The 24,791-nt window shown below is 64.5% G+C and carries 23 protein-coding genes; 13 read left to right on the forward strand and 10 right to left on the reverse strand.

Annotated features, from left to right (window positions below; genetic code table 11):
- On the reverse strand, window positions 1–426 hold the full coding sequence (locus CSQ91_RS17430; protein WP_099389068.1) for a GNAT family N-acetyltransferase: 426 nt from the start codon (window positions 424–426) through the stop codon (window positions 1–3).
- 182 nt (window positions 427–608) lie between these two features.
- Window positions 609–815 carry a hypothetical protein gene (locus tag CSQ91_RS17435; RefSeq protein WP_092607672.1) on the reverse strand — a complete coding sequence of 69 codons (207 nt, stop codon included), beginning with the start codon at window positions 813–815 and terminating at the stop codon, window positions 609–611.
- Window positions 816–1,088: 273 nt separating this feature from the next.
- On the opposite strand from CSQ91_RS17435, the gene argH reads away from it, so the two are divergent.
- Window positions 1,089–2,486 carry an argininosuccinate lyase gene (argH, locus tag CSQ91_RS17440; RefSeq protein WP_099389069.1) on the forward strand — a complete coding sequence of 466 codons (1,398 nt, stop codon included), beginning with the start codon at window positions 1,089–1,091 and terminating at the stop codon, window positions 2,484–2,486.
- A 51-nt stretch (window positions 2,487–2,537) separates the two neighbouring features.
- Here the strand turns inward: argH and CSQ91_RS17445 are convergent, their stop codons facing one another.
- Window positions 2,538–3,194 carry a hypothetical protein gene (locus tag CSQ91_RS17445; RefSeq protein ID WP_034780353.1) on the reverse strand — a complete coding sequence of 219 codons (657 nt, stop codon included), beginning with the start codon at window positions 3,192–3,194 and terminating at the stop codon, window positions 2,538–2,540.
- A gap of 671 nt (window positions 3,195–3,865) precedes the next feature.
- On the opposite strand from CSQ91_RS17445, the gene CSQ91_RS17450 reads away from it, so the two are divergent.
- The 12 genes from CSQ91_RS17450 to CSQ91_RS17505 all read left to right on the forward strand — a co-directional run bounded on the left by CSQ91_RS17450 (window position 3,866) and on the right by CSQ91_RS17505 (window position 16,562).
- Window positions 3,866–6,397 carry a M4 family metallopeptidase gene (locus tag CSQ91_RS17450; protein WP_034780355.1) on the forward strand — a complete coding sequence of 844 codons (2,532 nt, stop codon included), beginning with the start codon at window positions 3,866–3,868 and terminating at the stop codon, window positions 6,395–6,397.
- A 250-nt stretch (window positions 6,398–6,647) separates the two neighbouring features.
- Complete coding sequence (locus CSQ91_RS17455; protein ID WP_070281608.1) at window positions 6,648–7,841, forward strand: type II secretion system F family protein; 1,194 nt, start codon at window positions 6,648–6,650, stop codon at window positions 7,839–7,841.
- 25 nt (window positions 7,842–7,866) lie between these two features.
- A complete protein-coding gene (locus CSQ91_RS17460; protein ID WP_092608652.1) occupies window positions 7,867–9,564 on the forward strand; it encodes a GspE/PulE family protein in 1,698 nt (565 codons plus the stop codon).
- Window positions 9,551–10,339: a hypothetical protein gene (locus tag CSQ91_RS17465; RefSeq protein ID WP_099389070.1), complete on the forward strand. Its 789-nt coding sequence runs from the start codon at window positions 9,551–9,553 to the stop codon at window positions 10,337–10,339. Before CSQ91_RS17460 ends, CSQ91_RS17465 begins: the two co-directional genes overlap by 14 nt.
- Entirely contained in the window at window positions 10,330–10,872 is a 543-nt protein-coding gene (locus CSQ91_RS17470; protein WP_034780361.1) for a hypothetical protein, read from the forward strand. Before CSQ91_RS17465 ends, CSQ91_RS17470 begins: the two co-directional genes overlap by 10 nt.
- Window positions 10,860–11,480, forward strand: a complete 621-nt coding sequence (pilO, locus tag CSQ91_RS17475) for a type 4a pilus biogenesis protein PilO (RefSeq protein WP_092607661.1) — start codon at window positions 10,860–10,862, stop codon at window positions 11,478–11,480. The genes CSQ91_RS17470 and pilO overlap by 13 nt, the downstream gene beginning before the upstream one ends.
- Window positions 11,477–12,013, forward strand: coding sequence for a hypothetical protein (locus CSQ91_RS17480; RefSeq protein WP_099389071.1), 537 nt, complete (start codon window positions 11,477–11,479; stop codon window positions 12,011–12,013). Before pilO ends, CSQ91_RS17480 begins: the two co-directional genes overlap by 4 nt.
- 17 nt (window positions 12,014–12,030) lie before the next feature.
- A complete protein-coding gene (locus CSQ91_RS17485; RefSeq protein WP_099389072.1) occupies window positions 12,031–13,914 on the forward strand; it encodes a secretin and TonB N-terminal domain-containing protein in 1,884 nt (627 codons plus the stop codon).
- Window positions 13,911–14,381: a type II secretion system protein gene (locus CSQ91_RS17490; RefSeq protein WP_257217382.1), complete on the forward strand. Its 471-nt coding sequence runs from the start codon at window positions 13,911–13,913 to the stop codon at window positions 14,379–14,381. Before CSQ91_RS17485 ends, CSQ91_RS17490 begins: the two co-directional genes overlap by 4 nt.
- 5 nt (window positions 14,382–14,386) lie before the next feature.
- A complete protein-coding gene (locus CSQ91_RS17495) occupies window positions 14,387–14,770 on the forward strand; it encodes a type II secretion system protein (RefSeq protein WP_099389305.1) in 384 nt (127 codons plus the stop codon).
- Window positions 14,757–15,293: a type II secretion system protein gene (locus tag CSQ91_RS17500; protein WP_257217383.1), complete on the forward strand. Its 537-nt coding sequence runs from the start codon at window positions 14,757–14,759 to the stop codon at window positions 15,291–15,293. The genes CSQ91_RS17495 and CSQ91_RS17500 overlap by 14 nt, the downstream gene beginning before the upstream one ends.
- A 45-nt stretch (window positions 15,294–15,338) precedes the next feature.
- On the forward strand, window positions 15,339–16,562 hold the full coding sequence (locus CSQ91_RS17505) for a M24 family metallopeptidase (RefSeq protein WP_099389073.1): 1,224 nt from the start codon (window positions 15,339–15,341) through the stop codon (window positions 16,560–16,562).
- A 30-nt stretch (window positions 16,563–16,592) separates the two neighbouring features.
- Here CSQ91_RS17505 and CSQ91_RS17510 read toward each other — a convergent pair whose 3' ends face one another.
- The 7 genes from CSQ91_RS17510 to CSQ91_RS17540 all read right to left on the reverse strand — a co-directional run bounded on the left by CSQ91_RS17510 (window position 16,593) and on the right by CSQ91_RS17540 (window position 24,790).
- On the reverse strand, window positions 16,593–18,191 hold the full coding sequence (locus CSQ91_RS17510; protein WP_257217384.1) for a methyl-accepting chemotaxis protein: 1,599 nt from the start codon (window positions 18,189–18,191) through the stop codon (window positions 16,593–16,595).
- Window positions 18,192–18,256: 65 nt separating this feature from the next.
- Window positions 18,257–18,664, reverse strand: a complete 408-nt coding sequence (locus tag CSQ91_RS17515) for a hypothetical protein (protein WP_070281618.1) — start codon at window positions 18,662–18,664, stop codon at window positions 18,257–18,259.
- Between the two features lie 10 nt (window positions 18,665–18,674).
- Window positions 18,675–19,937, reverse strand: a complete 1,263-nt coding sequence (locus CSQ91_RS17520; protein WP_099389074.1) for a hypothetical protein — start codon at window positions 19,935–19,937, stop codon at window positions 18,675–18,677.
- Window positions 19,938–20,502: 565 nt separating this feature from the next.
- A complete protein-coding gene (gene paaZ / locus CSQ91_RS17525; RefSeq protein WP_099389075.1) occupies window positions 20,503–22,554 on the reverse strand; it encodes a phenylacetic acid degradation bifunctional protein PaaZ in 2,052 nt (683 codons plus the stop codon).
- 32 nt (window positions 22,555–22,586) lie between these two features.
- The gene (paaY, locus tag CSQ91_RS17530) at window positions 22,587–23,201 is read right to left on the reverse strand and encodes a phenylacetic acid degradation protein PaaY (protein ID WP_034780378.1); all 615 of its coding nucleotides are present in this window, start codon (window positions 23,199–23,201) and stop codon (window positions 22,587–22,589) included.
- Window positions 23,202–23,303: 102 nt separating this feature from the next.
- The gene (locus CSQ91_RS17535) at window positions 23,304–24,035 is read right to left on the reverse strand and encodes an ABC transporter ATP-binding protein (protein ID WP_099389076.1); all 732 of its coding nucleotides are present in this window, start codon (window positions 24,033–24,035) and stop codon (window positions 23,304–23,306) included.
- On the reverse strand, window positions 24,035–24,790 hold the full coding sequence (locus tag CSQ91_RS17540) for an ABC transporter ATP-binding protein (RefSeq protein ID WP_034780381.1): 756 nt from the start codon (window positions 24,788–24,790) through the stop codon (window positions 24,035–24,037). Before CSQ91_RS17540 ends, CSQ91_RS17535 begins: the two co-directional genes overlap by 1 nt.
- Window position 24,791: the final 1 nt, after the last annotated feature.

Consider the following 24,791-nt stretch of genomic DNA (forward strand, 5'->3'; position numbering starts at 1 on the left):
TCAGCGCCGGTAGATGTCCGGCACATACCGCTCCATCAGCGTCTCCGGCCTGAGCGGCGCCGTAAAGCCGTGACGCGCATACAGGCCATGCGCCGTGCTGGTGGCCAGCATGAAACGGCGCAGACCCTGCAAGTCGGGATGCGCCATCACGGCCTCCATCAAGCGCTTGCTGTAGCCGCGGCTGCGGCACTCTTCCAGCACATACACGTCGACCAGATAGGCAAACGTGGCGTAGTCGCTGACCACGCGGGCGAACGCCACTTGACGGCCGTCCAGCGTGCCGCCGAAGCATAGCGAATGGTCGATCGCTCGCTGTACGGTGGCCTGCGCGATGCCGATGGCCCATGTCGATTGCGTACTGAGAAAATGGTGAATGGCCGGAACGTCAAGTTCCGCCTTGTCGCTACTGATCTTCAAGTGTGGCATCACGCTGTCCGCCTGTCGTGGAAAAAACTGATCATCGGCGATTTGCGCGCTGCTGTCACCTGGGCGGGAGAGAAACGGGGGCGCCGCCCGTTCGAATTGCCCGTGATGAGATACTGCAAGGTGCTGCGAGGTACGGTGCTGCTACTGCTGTTACCGATACTGCGTGCATGGCATGGCCGCGCTTACAGGGCGGCTTTTTCTTCGGCGCTCAGGCGCTTGGCGCTGACATACACGGTGTGCATGGTGGCTTGATCGGCGCTGGCGACGAAGGTGACGGAAGCGGCTGGCGCGGCGCGGAACTTCGGCACGGCGGCGGTGGCCAGGCTGGTGGCAGCGGCGATGGCGATGATGGCGACGAAGATGGCTTCCATGTTTTTAGCGATGTTCATGATATTTTCCTTGAGGTTGAGGGGCGTTGCTGTTTGTCCTGCGATGATTGAACTGTAGGCCGATCCCCCCTGAACTGCCATCGGATTGCGACCAAACGCACGATTCGCGGGACAGAATACAAAAAGCCCGGATGGAACGCACAACGTGCCCGCGTCGTGGCATTTGAGGCTTGCGAGCCCCATTCCCGGCCATTTCAGCGCCCTGCAAGGTCCTAAAAGCCCTACCGCCGGCCAACCTTGTTTATAATCGCCGTACACTAAAGGACTTCTTTCATGACTGATCAATTCTCCAAAAAGGGCGAAGCCTGGTCGGCCCGGTTTTCCGAACCGGTCTCGGACCTCGTCAAGCGCTACACAGCTTCTGTATTTTTTGATAAGCGCCTGGCGCTGTTCGACATCGAAGGTTCGCTGGCCCATGCGGAAATGCTGCATGCGCAAGCCATCATCAGCCCGGCCGATTACGCGGAAATCCAGCGCGGCATGGCGCAAATCTCGCAGGAAATCGCCGCCGGCCAGTTCGAATGGCTGCTGGACCTGGAAGATGTCCACCTGAATATCGAAAAACGCCTGACCGAACTGGTAGGCGATGCGGGCAAGCGCCTGCACACGGGCCGTTCGCGCAACGACCAGGTGGCGACCGACATCCGCCTGTACGTGCGCTCCGCCATCGACGACATCACCACCCTGCTGGCGACGTTCCGCAGCGCGCTGACGGACCTGGCCGAGCAGCATGCCGACACCATCATGCCGGGCTTTACCCACATGCAGGTGGCCCAGCCGATCACCTTCGGCCACCACATGCTGGCGTATGTTGAAATGTTCGGCCGCGACGCCGAGCGCATGGCCGACTGCCGCAAGCGCGTCAACCGCCTGCCGCTGGGCGCCGCCGCGCTGGCCGGCACCACCTTCCCCATCGACCGCTTGCGCGTGGCAAAAACACTGGGCTTTGACGACGTGTGCCACAACTCGCTCGACGCCGTCTCGGACCGCGATTTCGCCATCGAATTTTGCGCCGCCTCCGCCGTGCTGATGATGCACGTGTCGCGCATGGCCGAAGAACTGGTGATCTGGATGAGCCCACGCATCGGTTTCATCGACATCGCCGACCGCTTCTGCACCGGCTCGTCGATCATGCCGCAAAAGAAAAACCCGGACGTGCCGGAACTGGCGCGTGGCAAGACGGGCCGCGTGTACGGCCACCTGACCGGCCTGCTGACCCTGATGAAAGGCCAGCCGCTGGCCTACAACAAGGACAACCAGGAAGACAAGGAACCGCTGTTCGACACCGTCGACACCGTCATCGACACCCTGCGCATCTTCGCCGACATGGCCGGCGGCATCACGGTGAAGCCGGAAGCGATGCGCGCGGCAGCCCTGCAGGGCTATGCCACGGCGACCGACCTGGCCGACTACCTGGTCAAGAAGGGCTTGCCATTCCGCGACGCCCATGAAGCGGTGGCCCTGGCCGTGCGCGCCTGCGTCGATGCGGGCTGCGACCTGGCCGACCTGTCGCTGGAGCAGTTGCGCGCCTTCTCGCCACTGACGGGCGAAGACGTGTTTGAAGTACTGACCCTGGAAGGCTCCGTGGCCGCGCGCGACCACGTGGGCGGCACCGCGCCAAACCAGGTGCGCGCCGCGATTGCCCGCGTGCGCACGCAGCTGGAAAAATAAGCGGCGTCCGTCCCGCAAACGCCCCGCTGCAGCGCTGCAGCGGGGCATTTTTCATTGCGCGACGATCTTCGACAGCACGGAAAAGGCGGCCCCCGTCTGCGACGCTTCCAGCAGCAAGGTCAGCTCCGTATACGTACAGATGATATTGATCAGATTGATGCGCTCCCAGGCCAGGCGCTTGAGGATGGCGTGATACACGCCTGGCGTATAGCAGGTCTCGGGCGCCAGGTGCAGGGTCACGGCCGTCACGCGCTCCAGGCGCGCCAGTTCCTGCTCGCCGCCGAAGACCTCTTCCACCAGCGCGTGCAGGCTGCGGCTGCAGATCACCATCACCTCGTTGACGCCGCGCGTGACCGTGATGAAGGTGCCGCGCTGGGGTGCGGCCAGCGCCAGCAACTGGCGCTGGCAATCATAGGTCTGGTCGGAATAGCGGTAGGTAAAAATCATCAATTCACTGCGCGTGGAAAGTTCTCCCGCGCGGTGCGCCAGCACGATTTCGCCGCTTTTCTGCTGCGGCATCCGTTCGGCCAGGCGGCGCAGCGCCATCACCACGGCGGCCTGCCCCACCGGTTTCCATAAGTCGCTCTGCAATTGCGGCTGCAGCTGGCGCGCCAGTTCCGACAGGTTCAGCAAGCCGCGGCCCAATCCCTCGCTGAGAAAGGCCGATTCCATCACGATCTGTTCCACTTTGGTCGCTATCGAAAGCATAGTTCGTCGGGCCGGTGATTCCGGTGCACGCACCAGGAGCCGGCAACCCTTCCTGAAAAAAGGATGCACTGCGCCAGCGGCCGCGCCGGGCGGCGCGGTCGGACTCGCGGAAAAGAACCCCCTCGCGGGGGGAAGAACCGGCTGGCGGCGGCTAGGAAGGCGGATGCAGCATGAATGCCGCTCCAGAGGGGAAATGGCTGAAACCAACAGCAGAAAACAGAACTGACGTCATGTGAAACTCCCGAATTTTTTTCCCGATGCGCTGTATCTGGACGCGGTCATTGCCGCGTGCGCTTTTTTTGTCTTCGCCTGGTCCGTTGGGGCCACGCGAATACCTAGTGTAGATCGCAACATTTAGAAAATGCAACAGTGTTTTTCCAACAGAACGCGCCATTAGGGGAAGTAGTCCAAAACAAAAGTTACAGCTTGTGGTAGATCAAACTTTGCGCTGATGTAGCACCGATAAATGTTCAATTCTTAACAAAAATTCGCGTAGTGACCCATTTCTTGAATTTTTTGACATGGCGATATCGACAAGTTTAGTGTCCCCCTACCCGGCGTCATGCCACCACAAAACGGCAGGCTATCCGCCTGTCAGGCACGCCGGGGTGGCCATCAGGCATCGCGGCCAGCTCATTCACCATTTCCTTAACCGATACCATGGAGCAGAAATGAATTTACGTTTGACGATAGTTGCCGCATCCATCGCCGCCCTGCCGCTGATGGCTACCACGGCAGACGCCGCCACGCCGCTGCCACAGACCCTGATGGCCGCCCCGGTCGCCCTGGCTTCTCCACAAGAGACCGCCAGCCTGGTCAACAAGCTGGCTGCGCAGGCGCGCAGCCGCGGCCTGAATACCGAACATGGCTTTGCCGTCGGCGCCCAGCATCCTGGCGTCAGCGGCACACGCGTGAGCCGCGTGCAGCACACCTACAAGGGTTTGCCCGTCTTCGGTTCCGAAACGGTCGTGGTCAGCAACAGCGCCGGCGACATCGTCAGCGAATCCGTGTCGGACCGCGCTTCCGGCCTCGGTAGCGGCGGTGTCAATTCCGTCACCCGCAGCGCCACCACCGATATCGACACCACGCCCGCCATCAGCGCGGCGGCAGCCATCGCCGCCGCCGTGGACAGCATTGGCGTGCGCGCCGTCGACCACGTGCCGCCGCATGCGCAACTGCTGATCTACCCCGTCATGAAAACCGTGCGCGTGGCCGGCGCCGAGAACAAATCGGAAGCCGCGTTGAACGCCCTCGACGTGCAGGACGTGGTCGACCACTACGAGCTGGCCTATCTGGTGCAGACGCGCATGATCAGCGGTAACAAGCCCGTCTACTACGACACCGTCGTCAGCGCCAAGGATGGCCGCATCCTGCGTCAATGGAAAGCCCTGAAAACCGTGGCCGGTATCGGCAACAGCCAGTACAACGGCCAGGTACCGCTCAACACCACGCTCACGGGCAGCACCTACACCATGAAGGACCCCAGCCGCGGCACGGGCGGCAGCTTCGGCGGCATGGCCATCACGAATGCCAATCACGGCACCAGCTCGGGCAGCGTGTACAGCAGCACCAGCAATACCTGGGGCGACGGCCAGCAATACATCAACGGCGGCAGCACCACCAACGCCAATGGCCAGACGGCGGCCGTGAACGCGATGTGGGGCCTGATGAACACCTACGACACGCACAAGAATGTGCTGGGCTGGTCCAGCCTGGACGGCAACAACACGGCAACCCACATCGCCGCCCACGTCAACACGGCCTACGACAACGCCTATTACGACAGCAGCTGCAAGTGCATGTACATCGGCGACGGCGGCAGCTCGTTCAACAACCTCGGTTCCATCGACGTGATCGGCCACGAAATGGGCCACGGCATCACGGACGCCACATCGGGCCTGATCTACTCGCAGGAGTCGGGCGGCTTGAACGAATCGAGCTCGGACATCGCCGGTGAAATGGTGGAAGCGTATGCGCGCGCCGGCGGCACGGGCACCACGATCCCCAACACGGGCAACGATTGGATGACGGGCAAGGAAATCGCCAAGAATGGCCAGCCGCTGCGTTGGCTGTACAAACCAAGCAAGGATGGCAGCAGCCCGAATGCGTGGAGCAGCACCATCAAGAACCTCGACGTCCACTACAGCAGCGGCCCGAACAACCGCATGTTCTACTTCCTGTCGCAAGGGTCGAACTCCACGTCCAGCAGCGACTACTACAGCTCCTACCTGAACAAAAGCCCGCTGGCCATGACCGGTATCGGCAGCGACAAGGCTTACCGCATCTGGTTCAAGGCCGCCACCACCAAGTTCACTTCGTCGACCAACTACGCCGACGCGCGCAACAAGGTGCTGCTGGCAGCCGAGGAACTGTATGGCGTGGGCAGCGCCGAGGCGATCGCCGTCAAGCGCGCGTATGCGGCCATCAACGTGGGCGCCGACGTCGATGAATCGACGACGGGCGGCGCGGTGACCATCACCAGCCAGCCGGCCAGCATCACCGTCGCACCGGGCGCCACCGCCTCGTTCGCCGTGGGCGCGGGCGGCGGCACGGCACCGTACACCTACAAGTGGTATCGCAACGGTGCCGTGATCAGCGGCGCCACGTCGCCCGCCTACAGTTTCACGACTGTAGCGGCCGACAGCGGCGCCGTCTTCAAGGCCACGGTGACGGATTCGTCCTCGCCTGCCGTGACGGCCACGTCGAACAACGCCACGCTGACGGTGGGCACGAGCAGCGCCACCGAACGCGTGACGAACGGCGGCTTCGAGTCCGGCGCCACGGGTTGGAGCGGCACCACGGGCGCCATCGGCACCTTCACGGGCCAGACCGCGTACGAAGGCACGAAGTACGCCTGGCTGGGCGGCAATGGCGCCACGGCCAGCGAATCGCTGACCCAAAGCGTGGCCATTCCGGCCGCCGCCACCTCGGCCAGCCTGACCTTCGCGCTGCATATCGACACGGCGGAAACGGGCAATACCGTGTACGACAAGCTGGTCGTCACCGTGAAGAACAGCGCCGGCACGGTGCTGGGCACCCTGGCCTCGTACTCGAACGTGAACAAGGCTGCCGGCTACCAGATCCGCACGTTTGACCTGATCGCCTACAAGGGCCAGACCGTGCAGATCTCGTTTGCCGCGACCGAGGACGCATCGCTGCAAACCTCGTTCGTGATCGACAAGGTCAGCCTGGTCACCCAGTAAGCGGCTGAACATGCGGGCAAGCCATCGCGACAAGGCTTGCCCGCACGGCACGATTGATTTCCTGGCAATTCCAGTCTACCCTGAGGCAGTGATTGCATCTTGCCTGCTGCTGGTACCCGCGACGAATTGAACTTTTTTTTGGATTGTTCCTGACCGATGCCTACTTCGACCTTGTCCGCACGCGCATTCCCTTCTTCCGCTTACCCCATTTTCACGCCCCAGGCCCTCGCCATGCTCGCCTGAGCCGACGATGCAGTTCCACCTTCAGGTGCAGGGCCCGGCGGGCAGCCAGGCGCTGGCCATCGACGCCGCCAGCGAGGCCGAAGCGATCCGCGCGGCCGTGCGCGGCGGCTGGCGCGTGCTGGCCGTCGACGCTGGCGCTGCGCAGGAGACGGGCGTCGCGCTGCGTCCCGGCAAACAGGGCCTGCCTCTGCTGCAATTCAGCCAGGAGCTGCTGGCCCTGCTCGAAGCGGGCCTGAACCTGGGCGAGGCCATGGCCACCCTGCATAACAAGGAAACGCGGCCAAGCGCAAAGGCCACCCTGGCCGCCATCGTGCTCACCTTGCAACAGGGCCTCAGCTTTTCCGACACCCTGGCCGGTTTCCCCGACATCTTCCCCGACATTTACATCGCCACCGTGCATGCGGCCGAACGCTCGGGCAACCTGCCCGAGGCGCTGGCGCGCTTCGTCGGCTACCAGCTGCAGTTCGACGCCATCCGCAAGAAACTCATTTCCGCCGCCATCTACCCGTGCATGCTGCTCGTCGTCGGCGGCCTGGTGACCCTGTTCCTGCTCGGCTACGTGGTGCCCAAATTCAGCGTCGTCTACGAAAGCTCGGGCCGCGAGATTCCCTGGATGTCGCAAATGCTGCTCGGCTTTGGCCAGACCCTGGCCGCGCATCCGCTGCTGTGCGCCAGCGCGCTGGCCGCCGTGGTGGCCGCCGTGGTCTTCGGCATCGCCAATGCCGGCGCGCGCCAGGCCCTGGTCTTGCGCCTGCTGCGCCTGCCCGTGCTGGCGGAGAAGGCTGCCGAATTCCGCCTGGCCCGCTTCTACCGGGCTCTCAGCCTGCTGCTGCACGCCGGCATCCCCCTGCACAAGGCGCTGGCCATGGTCGCGCCCATGCTGCTGCCGGCGCAGCAGGAGCAGCTGGCGCAGGCGCGCCGCGCGGTGCAGGAAGGCATGCCGTTTTCCACCGCGCTGGAACACGCCGGCATGGCCACGCCGGTGGCGCAGTCGCTGCTGAAAGTGGGCGAGAACACGGGCCGCCTGGGCGACATGCTGGAACGCTCGGCCAAATTCCACGACGAGGAATTCGCCCGCTGGGTGGACTGGGCCTCGCGCCTGCTCGAACCGCTCTTGATGACCATCATCGGCGTCGTCATCGGCGGCGTCGTGGTGCTGATGTACATGCCGATCTTTGAACTGGCCGGGAGCTTATCGTGACGGTTTTTACCATGTGGTGCCTGCCATGAACGCGCGCGACGAAGAACGGGCCGTGCTTGATGCTGCCATGCTGCGCCGGGCCCACGCCAGCGCGCTGGAACAGGGCCGCCCGCGGATGGCCGTGCTGCAGGAAACGGCGGCCTTGCCGCCCGAAGTCTTTTTGCGCCAGCTGGCCGCCCTGTTTCGCTACCCGGCCTGGACGATGGCCGAGCTGCAGGCCGCCTTGCCCGCCTTTGCCCTGCTGCCCTACACGGATTGCGCCCAGCGCGACTGCGTGCTGCTGCAGCCGGGCGTGCCCGGCGCGCCGCCCGTGCTCGTCATCGGCAACCCGTTTGCGGAAGACCTGCTGCAGTGGGCCGACTTCGCCCTGTCCACGCCCTTCACGGTGGCGCTGGCGCACCCGGACGACCTGGCCGCCTATCTGCTGCAGCAGGAAAGCGTGCAGCAGGCGATGCAGGAAATGCAGCACGGGGATGACGTGCCGGGACTCGACCAGAGTATCGAGGATATCTCGCTGATCCGCATCAGCGAAGACAGCAGCCCGGTGGTGAAACTGGTGAACTCCACCATCTACGATGCCCTGAAATTCCAGGCCAGCGACATCCACCTCGAATGCGACGTGGCCAGCCTGGTCATCAAATACCGCGTCGACGGCGTGCTGGTACAGGCGGGCCAGGTACAGGGACTGGCGATGGCCGAGCAGATCATCTCGCGCATCAAGGTCATGGCCGATCTCGACATCGCCGAGCGCCGCATCCCGCAGGACGGCCGCTTCAAGGTGCGCGTGAAAGGGGCGGAGATCGATTTTCGCGTCTCCATCATGCCGAATATCTTTGGCGAGGACGCCGTGCTGCGCCTGCTGGACCGGCGCGCGCTGACGGAAGCGGCGCAGGCGCTGCGCCTGGAAAGCCTGGGCCTGAACGAGGACGCCATCGAGCAGATACGCCGCCTGGCCGCCAAGCCGCACGGCATGCTGCTAGTGACGGGGCCCACGGGTTCCGGCAAGACCACCACCCTGTACGCGGCCATCACGGAAATCAATACGGGCCGCGACAAGATCGTCACCATCGAAGACCCCGTCGAATACCGCTTGCCGCGCGTGCTGCAGATCCCCGTCAATGAAAAGAAGGGGCTGACGTTCGCGCGCGGCCTGCGCTCCATCCTGCGCCACGATCCCGACAAGATCATGATCGGCGAAATCCGCGACGACGAGACGGCGCAGATCGCCGTGCAGGCCGCGCTCACGGGCCACCTGGTGTTTACCACCGTGCACGCGAACAACGTCTTTGATGTGGTCGGGCGCTTCCTGCACATGGGCGTCGACGCCTACAGCTTTGCGGCGGCCCTGAACGGCATCGTTGCGCAGCGCCTGCTGCGCCTCAATTGCGCCCATTGCGCCGTCGATGCCAGCGCCGAGGTGCTGGCCGATGCGCAGCAGCTGCGCGACAGCGGCCTGGCCCTGCACCAGGTGCAGGACTGGCAATTCATGGCCGGCAAGGGCTGCGGCCACTGCCGCGGCACCGGCTACAAGGGCCGCAAGGCCGTCGCCGAAGTGCTGATGCTCAGCGACGCCATGCGCGAAATGATCTGCACGCGGGCGCCCTTGAGCCAGATGAAGGAAGAAGCGGCGCGCAACGGCTTTCGCCTGGCGCGCGAAGCGGGCCTGGACCTGGTGCGGCGCGGCGAAACCACTTTAGCGGAGCTCAATCGTGTCACTTATTGAACGCCTTACCCGCGCCACCCTGTGCCTGCACCTGGCGCCGCACGGGCTGCACGGCGTGCTGCGCCGCGCCGGCCGTCCCGTGCCCGACAGCGCCTTCCACCTGCCCATTGCGAACCCCGACGCCAGCTGGGAAGTGGCGCTGGCCGCCCTGCGCGGCTGGCTGGAACAGCACAATGAAAAAAAACTGCCGTTGGCCGTCAGCCTGGCCAGCCGCTGGTGCGCCATGCTGATGGTGCCGTGGAGCGGCGCCCTGCTCGACCGAACCAGCGCGAAGCGCTTCCTGCATAGCCAGTTCGCTGCCGTCTACGGCGATGGCGCGCGCGCCTGGCGCCTGGCTGCCGACGATGCGCCCTATGGCAAGCCACGCCTGGCCTGCGGCATCGATGCGGCCCTGCTGCAAGGCGTGCAGGATGCGGCGGCCGCGCATGGACGGCGCTGCCTGTCCCTTGAACCCATCGTCGGGCCGGCCTGGCGCAGCATCGCCGGCGGCAAACCTGCCGCCTTCGCCCTGGTGGAAGCGGGACGGCTGCTGTTGGCAACGACGGGCGGCGGGCGCATCACGGGCCTGCATAGCCAGTCCTGCGGCGCCGCCTGGGGCGACGAACTGGATCGGGCGTGGCGGCGCTGGAACTTGCGCGCACCACAGCTGGACGCGATCGAACACGTGGCGCTGCTCGACTTGAGCGGCATGCCGCAGGACGAGCTGCCGGCGCGCTTCCAGTCCCTTCCCGTGGCCGGCGCCGCCCACCTGATGCGGGAGGCCGCATGGGCCTGAGCCGCCTGGAATTGCTGGCGCCCGGCGCAGTGCAGACGTTCAAGGGCTGGCGCCTGGCCCTGTGCCTGGCGGGCGGCTTGCTGCTGCTGCCTGCCGCCGTGTACTGGCTGGTGCAGGCGCAGGAAACGCGGCGCCTGGAAGCGCAGCTGGCGCAGCTGCAGCCCGCGCGTCCCGTGCGCGCGCCCTTGTCCGCCAGCCAGCAGCGCGAACGCGACATCGAACTGAAACAGGTGGCCGCCGCCGTGCGCCAGCTTAACCTGCCCGTCACCCGCCTGGTCAAAACCGTGCAGGCGCCGCGCGATGTGCGCGTGGCCTTGCTGGGGCTGGACCTGAACGCGCAGCAGGGACAGGATGGCGCCAGCGTCCTGAAAATCGCCGCCGAGGCGGAAACGCCGCAGGACATGCTCAACTACCTGGCCTTCCTGAACCAGCAGCCCATGTTCAGCTCCGTGTATCTGCTCAAGCACGAGATGAATGCGAACGCCCCCGAACACCCTTATCGTTTTCAGCTGGAGGCGCAATGGCGGCAATAAAACCCGTATTCAAAGCCAGCACGCCCGTGGCCCGCGCGCGCCTGCAGCTGCGCATGCCGCCGCGCCTGGCGTGGGAAGCGCAACGGTTGTGGCGCACCCTCGGCTGGCCCAGCGCCCTCGGCGCGGCCTGCCTGGCGCTGGCCGCTTTCGCCATGCAGCAGGGCGATGCGCTGGCCGCACGCCAGCAGCAATTGGCGGCGCAACTGGCCGCTGCTGCCAGACAGTCGGCGCTGCCGCCGGCACCCATCACGCTCGATGCCGATGCGGACAGCCTGGCCGCCTTTCACGCCTACCTGCCCGCGCATGACAGCATTCCCGACCAATTGAAGGCCTTGCTGGAAGTGGCGCAAAAGAGCGGCGTCACCCTGGCCAAGGCCGACTACAAGCCGCAGGAAGACGGCAACACGGCCTTCCTGCGCTACCAGATCACGCTGCCCGTCAAAGCCGAATACGCGCAGCTGCAGACCTTTATCGTCGATGCCCTGCAGGCGCTGCCCACCCTGACGCTCGACTCCGTGCTGTTCAAGCGCGAGCAGATCGAGGCGGGCGAGATCGACGCGCGCATCCAGTTCATCCTGCTGGTGAAAAAGGCGGAGGTGCGCCGATGAAAAAAGCCGTACTGGGAGGCGCCGCCATGGCGACCTTGCTGGCCGCCCTCTTCGCGCCCGAGGATGAAGGCAGCATCGTGGGACCGGCCACGGCCACCACGCGCCAGGTGGAGCGGGTGGCGCCAGCCCCCCTCGCCGCAGCCGCCGTTGCGCAAACCAATCGCGCGCTGGCCATCGAACCGCGCCGGGGGCTCGATGACGACGAAGCAGCGACCCTGTTCGCCAAGCAGAGCTGGCAACCGGAGACGCCGAAAAAGATCATGCTCGACCAGCAGGCAGCCCAGGCGGCACTACCCGCAGCCCGCGTGGATGCGAACGCGCCGCCACCGCTGCCCTTTCAATTCCTGGGCCGCTTTGTCGACGAAGGCAAGGCCGCCTACTTCCTGCAGGCGGGCGAACGCAACGTGGTGGCGCGCCCCGGCGACACGCTCGAAGAGCGCTACCGCTTCGACGGCGTGGTGCAGGGTTCTCTGCAATTTACCTATCTGCCGCTCAACCTGAAACAGACACTCGCCGTAGGGGACCTCAATTGAAACGACGCGCCGCACATATGTCTCGTACTATCCTCACCCTGCTGCCGGTGCTGTCCCTGCTGGCAGCCTGCGCCGGCAACCAGGCCTATAACGATGGCCAGGCCATGCTGGGCGCGGGCCGCACGGAACAGGGGCTGGCCCTGCTGGAACAGGCGGCGCAGGCCGAGCCGAGCAACGCCAAGTACCGTATCGCCGTCACGAATGGCAGGATGCGCGCGCTGAACAAGCTGAATGGCGCTGCGGAGGCGCTGCGCCAGCAGGGCAAGCTGCCCGAAGCGCAGGCGCTGTACCAGCAGGCGCTCGCGCTGGACGCCAGCAACGATGTGGCGCAGCGGGGCCTGGCCGGCGTGGCACAGGATGAACGGCACCGCAAGCTGGTGCAGGAGGCGCAGGCCAGCTACCAGCGCGGCGGCGAAGCGAATATCGCGCAGGCGCAGGAAGCCCTGCGCCAGGTGCTGCAGGAGCGCCCCGCACAGCGCGAGGCGCTGGCCCTGAAAAACCGCATCGGCGAGGCGCAATCCAAAAGTCTGCCGGCCGGCGGCAAGCTGGCGGCCGCCTACAGGAAACCAGTCACCCTGGAATTTCGCGACGCGCCGCTGCGTTCCGTGTTCGATTTCATCAGCAAGGTGTCGGGCCTGAACTTCGTCTTCGACAAGGAAGTCGATCCCGCCCTGCGCGCCACCATTTCCGTGCGCGACACCAGCATCGAAGAGGCGATTGCCATGCTGCTGGGCGCCAACCAGCTGGAACAAAGCGTCACCAGCGACAAGTCGATCACGATCTACCCGAACACGCCGCAAAAGGTGAAGGATTACCAGCAGCTCGTGGTGCGCACCTTCTTCCTCGCCAATGCCGACGTCAAGACGGTGGCGTTCTCCATCAAGACCCTGCTCAAGGCCAAGGACGTCGTCACCGACGAGCGACTGGGCATCATCATGCTGCGCGATACGCCGGAGATGGTGCGCATGGCCGAACGCATCATCAACGTGCAAGACCTTGCCGACCCGGAAGTGATGCTGGAAGTGGAGGTGCTGGAAGTCAAGCGCACGCGCCTGATGGAACTGGGCGTGCGCTGGCCGGACCAGGCCAGCCTGACACTGGCCGGCGTCGCAGGTAGCACGGGAGGACTCGGCGGCCTGAAGGTGGCGGACCTGCACCGCATCAATGGCGACAATATCAACCTGGGTATCGGCGGCGTCACCCTGAACGCCAACAAGACGGACAGCGACAGCAATATCCTGGCCAATCCGCGCATCCGCGTGCGCAACAAGGAAAAGGCGAAGATCCTCATCGGCGACCGCGTGCCCGTCATTACCGTCACGACGAATAACGGCGTCAGTTCCGACAGCGTCAACTACATCGACGTGGGCTTGAAGCTCGACGTCGAACCCAACGTCTACCTGGACGACGAGGTGGCCATCAAGATCAACCTGGAAGTGTCGAACGTCGTCAAGGAAGTGATCAGCAAGACGGGCACGCAGGCTTACCAGATCGGCACGCGCAGCGCTTCCACGGTGCTGCGCCTGAAGGATGGCGAGACGCAGGTGCTGGCAGGCCTGATCAGCGATGAAGACCGGGGCACGGCCAACAAGGTGCCGGGCGTGGGCGAGCTGCCCGTGCTGAACCGCCTGTTCGGCAGCCAGAAGGACGACGCCATGCGCAGCGAGATCGTGCTGTCGATCACGCCGCGCCTGCTGCGCAGCATCCGCCGCCCGGACCTGACGACGGCCGAATTCAATTCCGGCACCGAGACATCCGTGGGCGGCCGCGCCAGCGTGGGCGGCTCCCCCGAGGCTATCGCCACGCCAGAACAGGCCGCGCCGCGCACCGGCTCGCCCATGACGGGTGGCGACGAAGCGCCTGCCGCCGGCGACAAGGCCACTGTCAAGGGTGGCCAGTGAAAGAGCGGGGCTTTACCTTCATCGAGCTGATGATCACCCTGGCCATCATGGCGACCCTGGCCACGGTGGCCGTGCCGATGGCGCAGGTGGCCTTGCAACGGGCGAAGGAACAGCAATTGCGCAGCGCCCTGATCGAGATGCGCGAGGCCATCGATGCCTACAAGCGCGCTTCGGACAATGGCCGCATCAAGCTGTCGCTGGGCGCTTCCGGCTATCCGAAAAAACTCGAGGAACTGGTCGAGGGGGTGCCCGATCAGCGCAGCGTCTCGAAGCAGAACATCTATTTTTTGCGCCGTCTGCCACGCGACCCGTTCCAGCCCAGGGAAGAAGGCAGCGCCGCCGACAGCTGGAGCAAGCGCGCCTATGCCTCGCCGCCCGACAATCCCAACGAAGGCGAGGACGTGTTCGACGTCGCCTCGCGCTCGACCAAGGTGGGCCTGAACGGCGTGCCGCTCAATCAATGGTGAACTTGATGCCCGCTTCTATCTCACGCCGCGGCTTTACTTTGGTCGAACTGCTGGTGGTGCTGGCGATCATCTCGCTGCTGCTGACGATCGCCATTCCCCGCTATTTCGGTTCCGTGGAAAAGTCGAAGGAAGTCGCCCTGAAGGAAAACCTGCAAGTGCTCAGGAGCGGCCTGGATAAATACTATGCCGACAAGGGCGAGTATCCGGCCGCCCTGGACGACCTCGTGACCCACCATTACTTCCGCAGCGTGCCGCTGGACCCCGTCACGGAGTCCAGCGCCACCTGGCAATTGATCCCTTCGCCCAATGGCGAGATCGGCGGCGTGGCCGACGTGCGCAGCGGCGCCAAGGGCAAGACGCGCGAGGGCATCCCCTTTGAGCAGCTCTAGTTTTCAACGCCGCGCACGGGGCTTCGCGTATATCTGGACCCTGATGCTGGTGGCCTTCATGGGCGTGGGCCTGGTGCTGGCCAGCGAACTGTTTGCCACGGCCGCGCGGCGCGACAAGGAGCGCGAGCTGCTGTTCATCGGCCATGAATTCCGCAACGCGCTGGGCCGCTACTACGACAGCACGCCGGGCGACGGGCGGCCCCGTTATCCCTTGACCTTGCAGGAACTGCTGCGCGACCCGCGCTTTGCCAATGCCCGGCGGCACTTGCGCCGCCTGTATGCGGACCCTGTCACGGGCAAGGCGGAATGGGGAGTGCTGCGGCAGGAGGGACGCATCGTCGGCATCCATTCGCTGTCGCCACAGCTCCCCATCAAGCAGGACAATTTTCTCGACGAAGACGCCAGCCTGCGCCGCAAGCAGCGCTACGCGGACTGGCACTTCACGTATCCGCACGACCTGGTGCTGGCCCCGCCCGATGCCGCCGGCGGCGCGCCCGGGCTCAAGCCGAAAGGCGCAAACTGATATCATGCCCGCATTCCATATTCAGCATCGAGCAAAGGAGCAGGCATGAGCATAGGTGGCACTTCCATCGAACAGGCATTGGCATCGCTATCGGACATGACGGGCGGCATGGTCGCCATCGGCAAGGACGAACATGCGCAACGCATCGCCAGGGCGCAGGCATTCATGCGCAAACAGGGCATCGCCGCGGTCTACCTGAACGCGGGCGCCAATCTCACCTATTTCACGGGCACCAAATGGTATGTCAGCGAACGCATGGTGGGTGCCATCCTGCCGGCCAGCGGAGAGATCGAATACATCGCCCCCGCCTTCGAGGAAAGCACCTTGCAAGGCTTCATGCTCATCGAAGGCAAAGTCAATTGCTGGGAAGAGCATGAAAGCCCGTACCAGCTGTTCGTCGACGTGCTGGCGCGCATGGGGATAGCTCAGGATGAAGCTGCGCCGCCGCGCGTGGGCATCTGCGAAAGCGCCGCCTTCTTCATCTACGACGGCATCAAGCCGCTGGCTCCCGGCTATGCGCTGGAAAACGCGCGCGCCGTCACCGCGTACTGCCGCAGCCGCAAGTCACCGGCGGAAATCGCCCTCATGCAGCGCGTGATGGACATGACCCTGGCCGTGCACGTGGCCACGGCCAGCATGCTGTACGAAGGCATCACGACGGTGGAAGTGGAAGAATTCATCCAGCGCGCGCACCGCAAGGTGGGCGCGCCCCGCTCGTATTTTTGCATCGTGCTGTTCGGCGAAGCGACGGCCTACCCGCATGGCGTCAACTACGTACAAACCTTGAAAGCGTGCGATACGGTGCTGATCGATACGGGCTGCCAGGTAATGAACTACATCTCCGACATCACGCGCACCTATGTGTTTGGCGCCATCAGCGAGCGCCAGCGCTCCGTATGGAACAGCGAAAAGGCGGCGCAGGCCGCCGCATTCGCGGCAGCGCAGCTGGGCGTGCCCTGCGGCGACGTGGATCGCGCCGCGCGCGTCTCGCTGGAGGCGGATGGCTTCGGCCCCGGCTACAAGCTGCCCGGCCTGCCGCACCGCACGGGCCACGGCATCGGCCTCGATATCCACGAGTGGCCTTACCTGGTGGGTAATGACACGACGCCGCTCGACGTGGGCATGTGCTTCTCGAACGAGCCGATGATCTGCATCCCCGGCGAATTCGGCATCCGCCATGAAGACCATTTCTACATGACGGATGACGGTCCGCGCTGGTTCACGCAGCCGGCGCACAGCATCGATGATCCGTTCGGCTTGCACGCGTAAGCAGATGCCCTTGGGTTGGATTACGCTGCGCTAATCCAACCTACTGTACTGCCAGGTAGGTCGGATTAGCGGGGCCGCCGAGGCGCCCTGCGCGTAATCCGACACAGCGCTTCCCTGCGCCAGCTTGAACACGGCCAGCGCCGTGCCCAGCTGCACGGCCTGTTCCTGCAGCGATTCGGCGGCCGCCGACGCCTCTTCCACCAGCGCGGAGTTTTGCTGCGTCATCTGGTCCATGCTGCCGATGGCCACGCCGATATCGCCGATGCCGGCGCTTTGCGCCTGGCTGGCGGCGCTGATTTCGGCCATGATGTCGGCCACCTTTTTCACGGAGTCGACGATCTGGCCCATGGTCAGACCCGCCTCGTCGACCAGCTTCGAGCCGACATTCACCTTGGCCACCGAATCGCCGATCAATTGCTTGATTTCCCGCGCCGCTGCCGCGCTGCGCTGCGCCAGGTTGCGTACTTCGGACGCCACCACGGCAAAACCCCTGCCCTGCTCGCCCGCGCGCGCCGCTTCCACGGCCGCATTCAAGGCCAGGATATTCGTCTGGAAGGCGATGCCGTCGATGACGCCGATGATGTCGACGATGCGCTTGGACGAATCGTTGATCTCGCCCATGGTGGTGACTACCTGGCTGACCACCTGCCCGCCCTTCACGGCAACCGAAGATGCCGACACCACCAGTTCATGCGCCTGGCCCGCGTTGGCGGCGTTGTCGCGCACGGTGGAGGTCAGGCTGTCCATGCTGCGCGCCGTCTGATCCAGGCTGCCCGCCTGCGATTCCGTGCGCGCGGCCAGGTCCGCATTGCCCTGGGCGATTTCAGCGCTGGCCACCTGGATGGTTTCGGCCGACGCCTTGATACCGGACACCATGCCGGCCAGCCGGCCGCGCATCTCCTTCAATGCCGCCAGCAGACTGGCCTGGTCGCCCGCCTCGGTGGCGATCTCCATCGACAGGTCGCCATCGGCCACGGCACGCGCGATCTGGCGCGCATATTCGGGTTCGCCGCCCAGCTGCTGCCAGATGGCGCGCACGACGAAATGCGACACGGCCACCAGGCAGACGATGACGGCCAGCGCCACGGCGATGCTGGTATTGAGCGCATTGCGCACATTGGCCGCACTGCGTTCGATGCCCTGTTTGAATTGCAATTGCGCCTGTTCGTTGGTCTTTGCCAGGTCCGTGTTGAGCACCGCCAGCGCCCCCTGCATGCGCGCCACGGTCGCTTGCGGGTCGCCCTCTTCCATTTCCAGCATGATGCGCGCCGCACTCAGGGCCGGCGCATAGTAGGCATCGAATTCCCTGGCCAGGCGCAGGCCCTGCTCGCGCTGGCCAGGGATCGCCGCGAAGTCGCCCAGCCTGGCGCGCAGCTTGACTGCCTGGCCGCCGACTTGCCCGATACGTTCCTTGTCGCCTTCACTGACGGCATCGCGCAGGGCGTCGCCGACGGCGGCCACGTCCAGGGTCAGCGACTTGGCCATGTCGAGCACGGGATAGTCGGCGCTTTCCGTGGCGTGGATGGAATTGAGCGTGGCCGTGGACAGGTAGGCGCTGACGGCCAGCCCCAGCCCGAAAATCATGGCCGAGACGACAGGCAGCGCCCATATCTTGCGTTTGATGCTCATTGCTGTCTCCTGATGTTATCTCGTGCAAAAGACGGCATGCGTCGCCGCATGTCGTCATGGCGGCCTTATGGCGTCGTCAGCACCACTTTGACGGTGCCGTCGACGGCACTCTTCTCGATATAGCCGATGGCTTTCGGATCGGCGGCCACGGCCTTCTTCACGTCGGCGCTATTGGCCACTTCCTTCGGCAAGGTCGCCTTGCCAGTGAAAACCAGCTTGGACCACAGGGCCTTCGCCTGCGACGGCTCCTTGTCCGTCACCTTCTTGTAGAACTCCGCGCGCACGGGGGCGCTTTCCGGCTGGTCGACCGGCGTCATGGCCGTCGATTTACCGAGGAAGAATTGCGCCACCTGTTCGTTCGTCATGGCGCCGGCGGCGCTCTTCGGATTGACCACCACGACCACTTCGGCCATGGCGGGAACAGCGGTCGACAGCGCCAGCAAGGCAGCCACATTCAAGATCAATGGTTTCATGCGGCGCTCCTTAGAAAACGAAATCGATGGCGGCGGCAGCCACCGTGACGGGGCCATGGAAACCCGGCTTGGCTTGCACGAACAGGCCAGGGCCATTCTTCGGCTTGATGCGGTCGATCTGCACTTTCAGCGCGGCCGAACGGTGGAAGTCCCAGCGCACGCCGATGCTGTCCGTCGATTGCTCCAGCTGATTGCGCATGTACGCGAGGGTGTCGACGCCGGCCGACAGGGCGCGCAAGGTCGGCGTGCAGGCGGCTGGATAACCGGCAGGACAGGATGCGGGCACGGTGTTGTTCACGCGGCCATCGGCCTTCAGGCTGGCGTGGCTGTAGTACGGCAGGAAGGCGCCGATGCGGTAGCCGCCCATCACGTACCACGAGGTGCTGTCGCTGACATAGCTGTCCGTCTTGCGCTTCGCATATTCGGACTGCACCAGCACATTGTTCCAGTCCAGGCCCAGGCCCACGGACGTAAACGATGCCTTCTTGTCCTTGACTTCCAGCGCATCGGCCAGGGCGCCCAACTGGGCGATCTTGTAGCCGCTGCCGGCCGCGCGCAAGCTGCCCATCAAGGTATTCAGGCTGGGCGAATCGTTGATCGTCAGCTTGGTCTCGGCCCGGCCGAAACGCACGGTGAAGGGACCATGTTCGGCCACCACGTTGAGGGCGACGATGGACTTGCCTTCCACCTGCACGGTCGAATCAGGCCCCGTGGCCAGGGTGGCCTTGGTGCGGCCCAGCGCCAGCTGCGTGGTGATGCTGGTGTCGCCCGCGCTGAACTGGTAGGTGCCATCGATGCCGTCGATGCTGTTCAGGGGAACCTGCGAATACATTTCGCCGGGCGGACGCAGCATGGTGTTGGCATAGCCGACGTTACGGTAATCGGAAATCATGAAGACAGGCAGGCCCATGCGGCCGACGCGCACGCTGAAGCTGTCCGATACCTTGGCCTTGGCAAAGGCCCACGCCAGTTCGGCGCCAAAATCGTCTTCGCCATCCTTGCGCGCCAGCCCTTGCACGGTGGCCGACAGCCAGGGATTGACGGTGACATTGGCCTGCAAGCCCAAGTTGGAATCGACGCCTGTGCGGGCGGTGCGGCCTGCGCCGGCAGCCTGGTTCGGGCGCGCGAACTGCGCGCTGTCGGTATCGGCCATGGTCATGGCGGCGGTGCCGTAACCGCTGATCTTGACCGCGGGACCAGGGGCCTCTTCGGCATAGGCATGGCTGATGGCCAGGGGCATGGCCAGCAGGAAAATCAGGACGTGTTTATTCATAGTAATTAAATACCCGTAGCGGTGAACGTTAATCGTGGAATGGGACTCGCGGTCGATGGCTCACCGGCCGTAAAAGGCCGGGTCCGTTTTTTTCGCGCCGCCATCGCCTTGGGCGTCCATGGCGGCGTGACCAGTGAGTAAAACCATGCTACAGAGAAAAGGTTTTACGTTGGAAAGTTTTCTTGAGGCAATGAGCGAATTCGCCCATTTCCATGAAAAAAGCACGCGTTCTAGAGGGGTTTATCTAAATAGCACGCCGTGCAAAACCACACTTAGAGCCTATCCCAGTAGATGAATACATCCCCCGCTGGCGCGCCTCAGAAGCGGGGACTGCGTTGATCGTCGTCGCGTGGCTCGCCACGCGTCCTCCTCACGCCTTGTCCGCGCTCCGGATCCGCTGCCAGCAGAAGACGCTCCCTACTGGGATAGGCCCTTAGCCTATATTTTTCATACACTTATGGATAATTCAAGACGAAAAGGATCCGCATAAAAAAAGCGCCGCCCGCGCGATGATCGCGGGCGGCGCCGTTCAAACCAATCCTGCCAGAGACGCTTACTCTCGGACTTACTCGCGCTTCGACACCAGGGTCAGAATGTCGTAGCTGGCCACCAGTTCCTCGTTCTGGTTCGTCACCTGCACGTCCCACGCGACCACGCCCTGGCCCACGCCAAACACGTCCTTGCGGTTGCGGTCGACCTTGCGCTTGCACGTCAGGCGGGCGCGGATGGTGTCGCCAATCGCCACCGGCGCGACGAAGCGCAGGTTGTCCAGGCCATAGTTGGCCAGCACGGGACCGACGCCTGGCGAGACGAACAGGCCGGCGGCGGCCGACAGCACAAAGTAGCCGTGGGCGATGCGCTTGCCGAACTGCGATTCCTTGGCCGCGATTTCATCGAAGTGCATGTAGAAGAAGTCGCCCGAGATGCCGCCGAAGGCGACGATGTCCGCTTCGCTGACGGTGCGGCGGTGCGTGAGCAGCGAGTCGCCCGTCTTCAAGTCCTCGAAGTGCTTGCGGAACGGGTGGATCGGGCTTTCATTGACGTCCGCGCCGCGCACGTATTCGCCGGTGATGGCCGCCAGCATGGTCGGCGAGCCTTGCACGGCCGCCCGTTGCAGGTAGTGGCGCACGGCGCGCACGCCGCCCAGCTCTTCGCCGCCGCCCGCGCGGCCAGGGCCGCCGTGCTTCAGTTGCGGCAGCGGCGAGCCATGGCCCGTCGAATCGACGGACGCCACGCGCTCGAGCACATGCACGCGGCCATGCGTGGCCGCCACTTGCGGCACCACGCGCGCGGCGATCTTCGGATCGCGCGTCACCAGGGTGCTCACCAGGCTGCCCTTGCCGCGCGCGGCCAGGGCCAGCGCTTCATCGATGTCCTTATAGCCCATCATGGTGCTGACGGGACCGAACGCTTCCACGTCATGCACGGCATCGTTGCCGAAGGCGTCGCGGCACAGCAGCAGGGTCGGCGAGAAGAAGCTGCCGTCAAGGGCACCATCGCCCAAAGGACTAAAACCGTCGGCCGCGCCGAACACCACTTCATTACCCTGCGACAGGGTGGCGACCCGTTCGGCCACGTCGTTCTGCTGTTCCTTCGACGCCAGCGCGCCCATGCGCACGCCATCGATGGACGGATCGCCCACCACCACCTTGGCCAGGCGTTCGCGCAGGCGCGTGCCGACGGCGTCCATCAGGTGCTCGGGCACGATGATGCGACGGATGGCCGTGCACTTCTGCCCCGATTTTCCCGTCATCTCGCGCACGACTTCCTTGACGAACAAATCGAATTCCACGTCGTCTGGCGTGACGTCCGGCGCCAGGATGGCGCAATTGAGCGAATCGGCTTCGCCGTTGAAGGGCACGGACTGGGCGATCAGGTTCGGATTCGTGCGCAGCTTGGCGGCTGTGGCGGCCGATCCCGTGAATGTCACGAAATCCTGGCCATTCAGGCGGTCCAGCAAGTCGCCCGTGGAACCGATCACCAGCTGCAAGCTGCCGGCCGGCAGCAAGCCCGATTCATGCATCATGCGCACGACGGCCTGCGTCAGGTAACTGGTCGCCGTGGCCGGCTTGGCGATGCAGGGCATGGCCGCCAGGAAGCTGGGCGCGAATTTTTCCAGCAAACCCCAGATGGGGAAATTGAAGGCGTTGATGTGCACGGCCAGGCCGCCGCGCGGCACCAGGATGTGCGTGCCGGCGAAACCGCCTTTTTTACCGAGCGCGATGGCCGGGCCTTCGTGCAGCACGTTCGACGACGGCAACTCGTGGCTGCCCATGCTGGCGTAGGCGAACAGGGTACCCGTGCCCCCTTCTATATCGACCCAGCTGTCGGCACGCGTGGCGCCCGACAGGTGCGAAATCGCATACAGTTCTTCCTTGCGCTCGACCAGATACAGGGCCAGCGCCTTCAGGCGCGCGGCGCGCTGCTGGAAGTCCAGCGCCATCAGGCCCGGCACGCCCGTCTTGCGGGCATACGTGACGGCTTCGTCGAAGTCGATCTTTTCCGCATGCGTGTGATAGATGACGCGGTTGTTCAAGGCGCTGTGCAAGGGCACGGCAGCGCCTTCGCCCAGCCAGCGGCCGGCGATCAGGCTTTGCAGGGTGGATATATGAGCCATGTGGTTTACTCCTATGTTGGTTTACTGCGTGCTTACTGCGCTGCTGCGTTCTTGTGCAAATGCAGCGGCAAGGCGGATTCGAAATTCAGGCGCTGGCGGCCGGCCTCGACTTCCGTCAGGGCCTCCACCTCGCGCATCGTCTGCATGGAACGCACGGCCAGTTCGTGATATTGGCCCGTGCCCGAGCTTTTCCATTTGATTTCATCGTCGGTCAGCGCGCGGATGATCTTGGCCGGCGTGCCCACCACCATGCTGCGCGGCGCGACGATCATGCCCGCCTTCACAAAACTCATGGCCGCGACGATGGATTCCTCGCCGATGACGGCGTTATCCATCACCACGGCGTTCATGCCGACGAGCGCATTGCGGCCGATGCGGCAGCCATGCAGCACGGCACCATGGCCGACATGGCCGTCGACTTCGACCACCGTGTCGCAGCCGGGGAAGCCGTGCATGACGCAGGTGTCCTGCAGGTTCGCGCCCTCCTCCAGGATCAGGCGGCCGAAGTCGCCGCGGATCGAGGCCAGCGGACCGATATAGCAGCGCGGACCGATGATCACGTCACCGATCAGCACGGCCGACGGGTGCACATAGGCGCTGGGGTGGACGACGGGGGTGACGCCGTTGATTTCGTAGACTTTGACCATACTCACTTTCCAATACACATGTTGCGCAAGCTATTTCTAAACGCAACGTAGAGCTGGGGTCAGACGGGGACGCCGAGTCCCGACGGGTCTGACCCCGGATTTTCACATGCCCAGATAGGCACTTTGTACCTGCTCGTTATGCAGCAATTCAGGCCCCGGACCGGACAGCGTGATGGCGCCCGTCTCGATCACATAGCCCACGTCGGCGATCGACAGGGCGGCGTGCGCGTTCTGCTCGACGAGGAAGATGGTGATGCCCTGGTCGCGCAGCTCGGCCACGATACGGAATATCTCCGCGATCAGGAGCGGCGCCAGGCCCATGCTCGGCTCATCGAGCAGCAGCAGTTGCGGGCGGCCCATCAGCGCGCGCGCCATGGCCAGCATCTGCTGCTGTCCGCCCGATAACGTCCCGGCCAGCAGCAAGCGCTTTTCCTTCAGGATCGGGAACAGGCCGTACATGCGCTCCATGTCACCGGCCACGTCCTGCGGTGGGCGTGTAAACGCGCCCAGGCGCAGATTGTCTTCCACCGTCATGGGGCCGAACACTTGCCGCCCTTCCGGCACCTGGCAGATGCCGGCGCGCACGCGCCTGTCGGCGCTCATGCGGCTGACGTCCTGGCCGGCGAAGGCGATGCTGCCGGCGCTGATCGGCTGCACGCCGGAGATCGCCCGCAGCAGGGTTGTCTTGCCGGCGCCATTCGCGCCCACCAGTGCCACCAGCTGGCCCTGACGCACTTGCAGGTCGATGCCGTGCAAGGCCTGGATGCGGCCATAATGACTGGTCAGGCCGGCGATATCGAGCACCAGCGGAGTCTGAGGTTTTTCCATTGTCATCATGCCGCCACCCCCAGATATGCCGCCACCACGTCGGGATTGGCGCGCACTTCGGCGGCGGTCCCTTCGGCCAGCTTCTTGCCATAGTCGAGCACCAGGATATGGTCCGACAGATTCATCACCAGTTTCATGTCATGCTCGACCAGCACCACCGTCACGCCCGATTGCGCCACCTTGCGGATCAAGGTTTCGATCTCGCCCGTTTCCGTGTGGTTCAGGCCAGCGGCCGGTTCATCGAGCAGCAGCACTTTCGGTTTGGCTGCCAGCGCGCGGGCAATTTCCAGGCGCTTCAAGGCGCCATACGACATCTGTCCCGCCTCGTCATCGATATGCCGGCCCACGCCGACGAATTCCATCAGGCCCGCCGCCTCGTCGCGGCAGGCCGCATCCGCGCGGCGCACGGACGGCAAACGCAGCATGGAAGCGAACAGATTCTGGTTCAGGCGCAAATGCGCGCCCACCATCACATTGTCGATGGCCGTCATGTTCATGCACACTTGCAGGTTCTGGAAGGTGCGGCTCATGCCGCGCCGCGCCAGCGCATCGGGCGGCATGGCGGCCACGTTCTCGCCATTGAGCAGGATTTCGCCCTTGCTCGGCGTGTAGACGCCCGTGATCAGGTTGAACAGGGTGGTCTTGCCGGCGCCATTGGGCCCGATCACGGAGTGGATATTACCCTCCTTGACGGTAAAGCTCACATCCTGCACCGCGTGCACGCCGCCGAAGCTCTTGCTCAGATTGTTAATCGTCAGCATC

The organism is Janthinobacterium sp. BJB301 (assembly GCF_002735685.1).
In the GTDB taxonomy this organism is placed as follows: domain Bacteria; phylum Pseudomonadota; class Gammaproteobacteria; order Burkholderiales; family Burkholderiaceae_D; genus Janthinobacterium; species Janthinobacterium lividum.

What these genes read in the sequence shown, in the direction of transcription:
- CSQ91_RS17430 (WP_099389068.1), bottom strand. Translation starts at nt 426, where the DNA reads ATGCCACACTTGAAGATCAGTAGCGACAAGGCGGAACTTGACGTTCCG.
- CSQ91_RS17435 (WP_092607672.1), bottom strand. Translation starts at nt 815, where the DNA reads ATGAACATCGCTAAAAACATGGAAGCCATCTTCGTCGCCATCATCGCC.
- argH (WP_099389069.1), top strand. Translation starts at nt 1,089, where the DNA reads ATGACTGATCAATTCTCCAAAAAGGGCGAAGCCTGGTCGGCCCGGTTT.
- CSQ91_RS17445 (WP_034780353.1), bottom strand. Translation starts at nt 3,194, where the DNA reads ATGCTTTCGATAGCGACCAAAGTGGAACAGATCGTGATGGAATCGGCC.
- CSQ91_RS17450 (WP_034780355.1), top strand. Translation starts at nt 3,866, where the DNA reads ATGAATTTACGTTTGACGATAGTTGCCGCATCCATCGCCGCCCTGCCG.
- CSQ91_RS17455 (WP_070281608.1), top strand. Translation starts at nt 6,648, where the DNA reads ATGCAGTTCCACCTTCAGGTGCAGGGCCCGGCGGGCAGCCAGGCGCTG.
- CSQ91_RS17460 (WP_092608652.1), top strand. Translation starts at nt 7,867, where the DNA reads ATGAACGCGCGCGACGAAGAACGGGCCGTGCTTGATGCTGCCATGCTG.
- CSQ91_RS17470 (WP_034780361.1), top strand. Translation starts at nt 10,330, where the DNA reads ATGGGCCTGAGCCGCCTGGAATTGCTGGCGCCCGGCGCAGTGCAGACG.
- pilO (WP_092607661.1), top strand. Translation starts at nt 10,860, where the DNA reads ATGGCGGCAATAAAACCCGTATTCAAAGCCAGCACGCCCGTGGCCCGC.
- CSQ91_RS17480 (WP_099389071.1), top strand. Translation starts at nt 11,477, where the DNA reads ATGAAAAAAGCCGTACTGGGAGGCGCCGCCATGGCGACCTTGCTGGCC.
- CSQ91_RS17485 (WP_099389072.1), top strand. Translation starts at nt 12,031, where the DNA reads ATGTCTCGTACTATCCTCACCCTGCTGCCGGTGCTGTCCCTGCTGGCA.
- CSQ91_RS17495 (WP_099389305.1), top strand. Translation starts at nt 14,387, where the DNA reads ATGCCCGCTTCTATCTCACGCCGCGGCTTTACTTTGGTCGAACTGCTG.
- CSQ91_RS17505 (WP_099389073.1), top strand. Translation starts at nt 15,339, where the DNA reads ATGAGCATAGGTGGCACTTCCATCGAACAGGCATTGGCATCGCTATCG.
- CSQ91_RS17510 (WP_257217384.1), bottom strand. Translation starts at nt 18,191, where the DNA reads ATGAGCATCAAACGCAAGATATGGGCGCTGCCTGTCGTCTCGGCCATG.
- CSQ91_RS17515 (WP_070281618.1), bottom strand. Translation starts at nt 18,664, where the DNA reads ATGAAACCATTGATCTTGAATGTGGCTGCCTTGCTGGCGCTGTCGACC.
- CSQ91_RS17520 (WP_099389074.1), bottom strand. Translation starts at nt 19,937, where the DNA reads ATGAATAAACACGTCCTGATTTTCCTGCTGGCCATGCCCCTGGCCATC.
- paaZ (WP_099389075.1), bottom strand. Translation starts at nt 22,554, where the DNA reads ATGGCTCATATATCCACCCTGCAAAGCCTGATCGCCGGCCGCTGGCTG.
- paaY (WP_034780378.1), bottom strand. Translation starts at nt 23,201, where the DNA reads ATGGTCAAAGTCTACGAAATCAACGGCGTCACCCCCGTCGTCCACCCC.
- CSQ91_RS17535 (WP_099389076.1), bottom strand. Translation starts at nt 24,035, where the DNA reads ATGACAATGGAAAAACCTCAGACTCCGCTGGTGCTCGATATCGCCGGC.
- CSQ91_RS17540 (WP_034780381.1), bottom strand. Translation starts at nt 24,790, where the DNA reads ATGCTGACGATTAACAATCTGAGCAAGAGCTTCGGCGGCGTGCACGCG.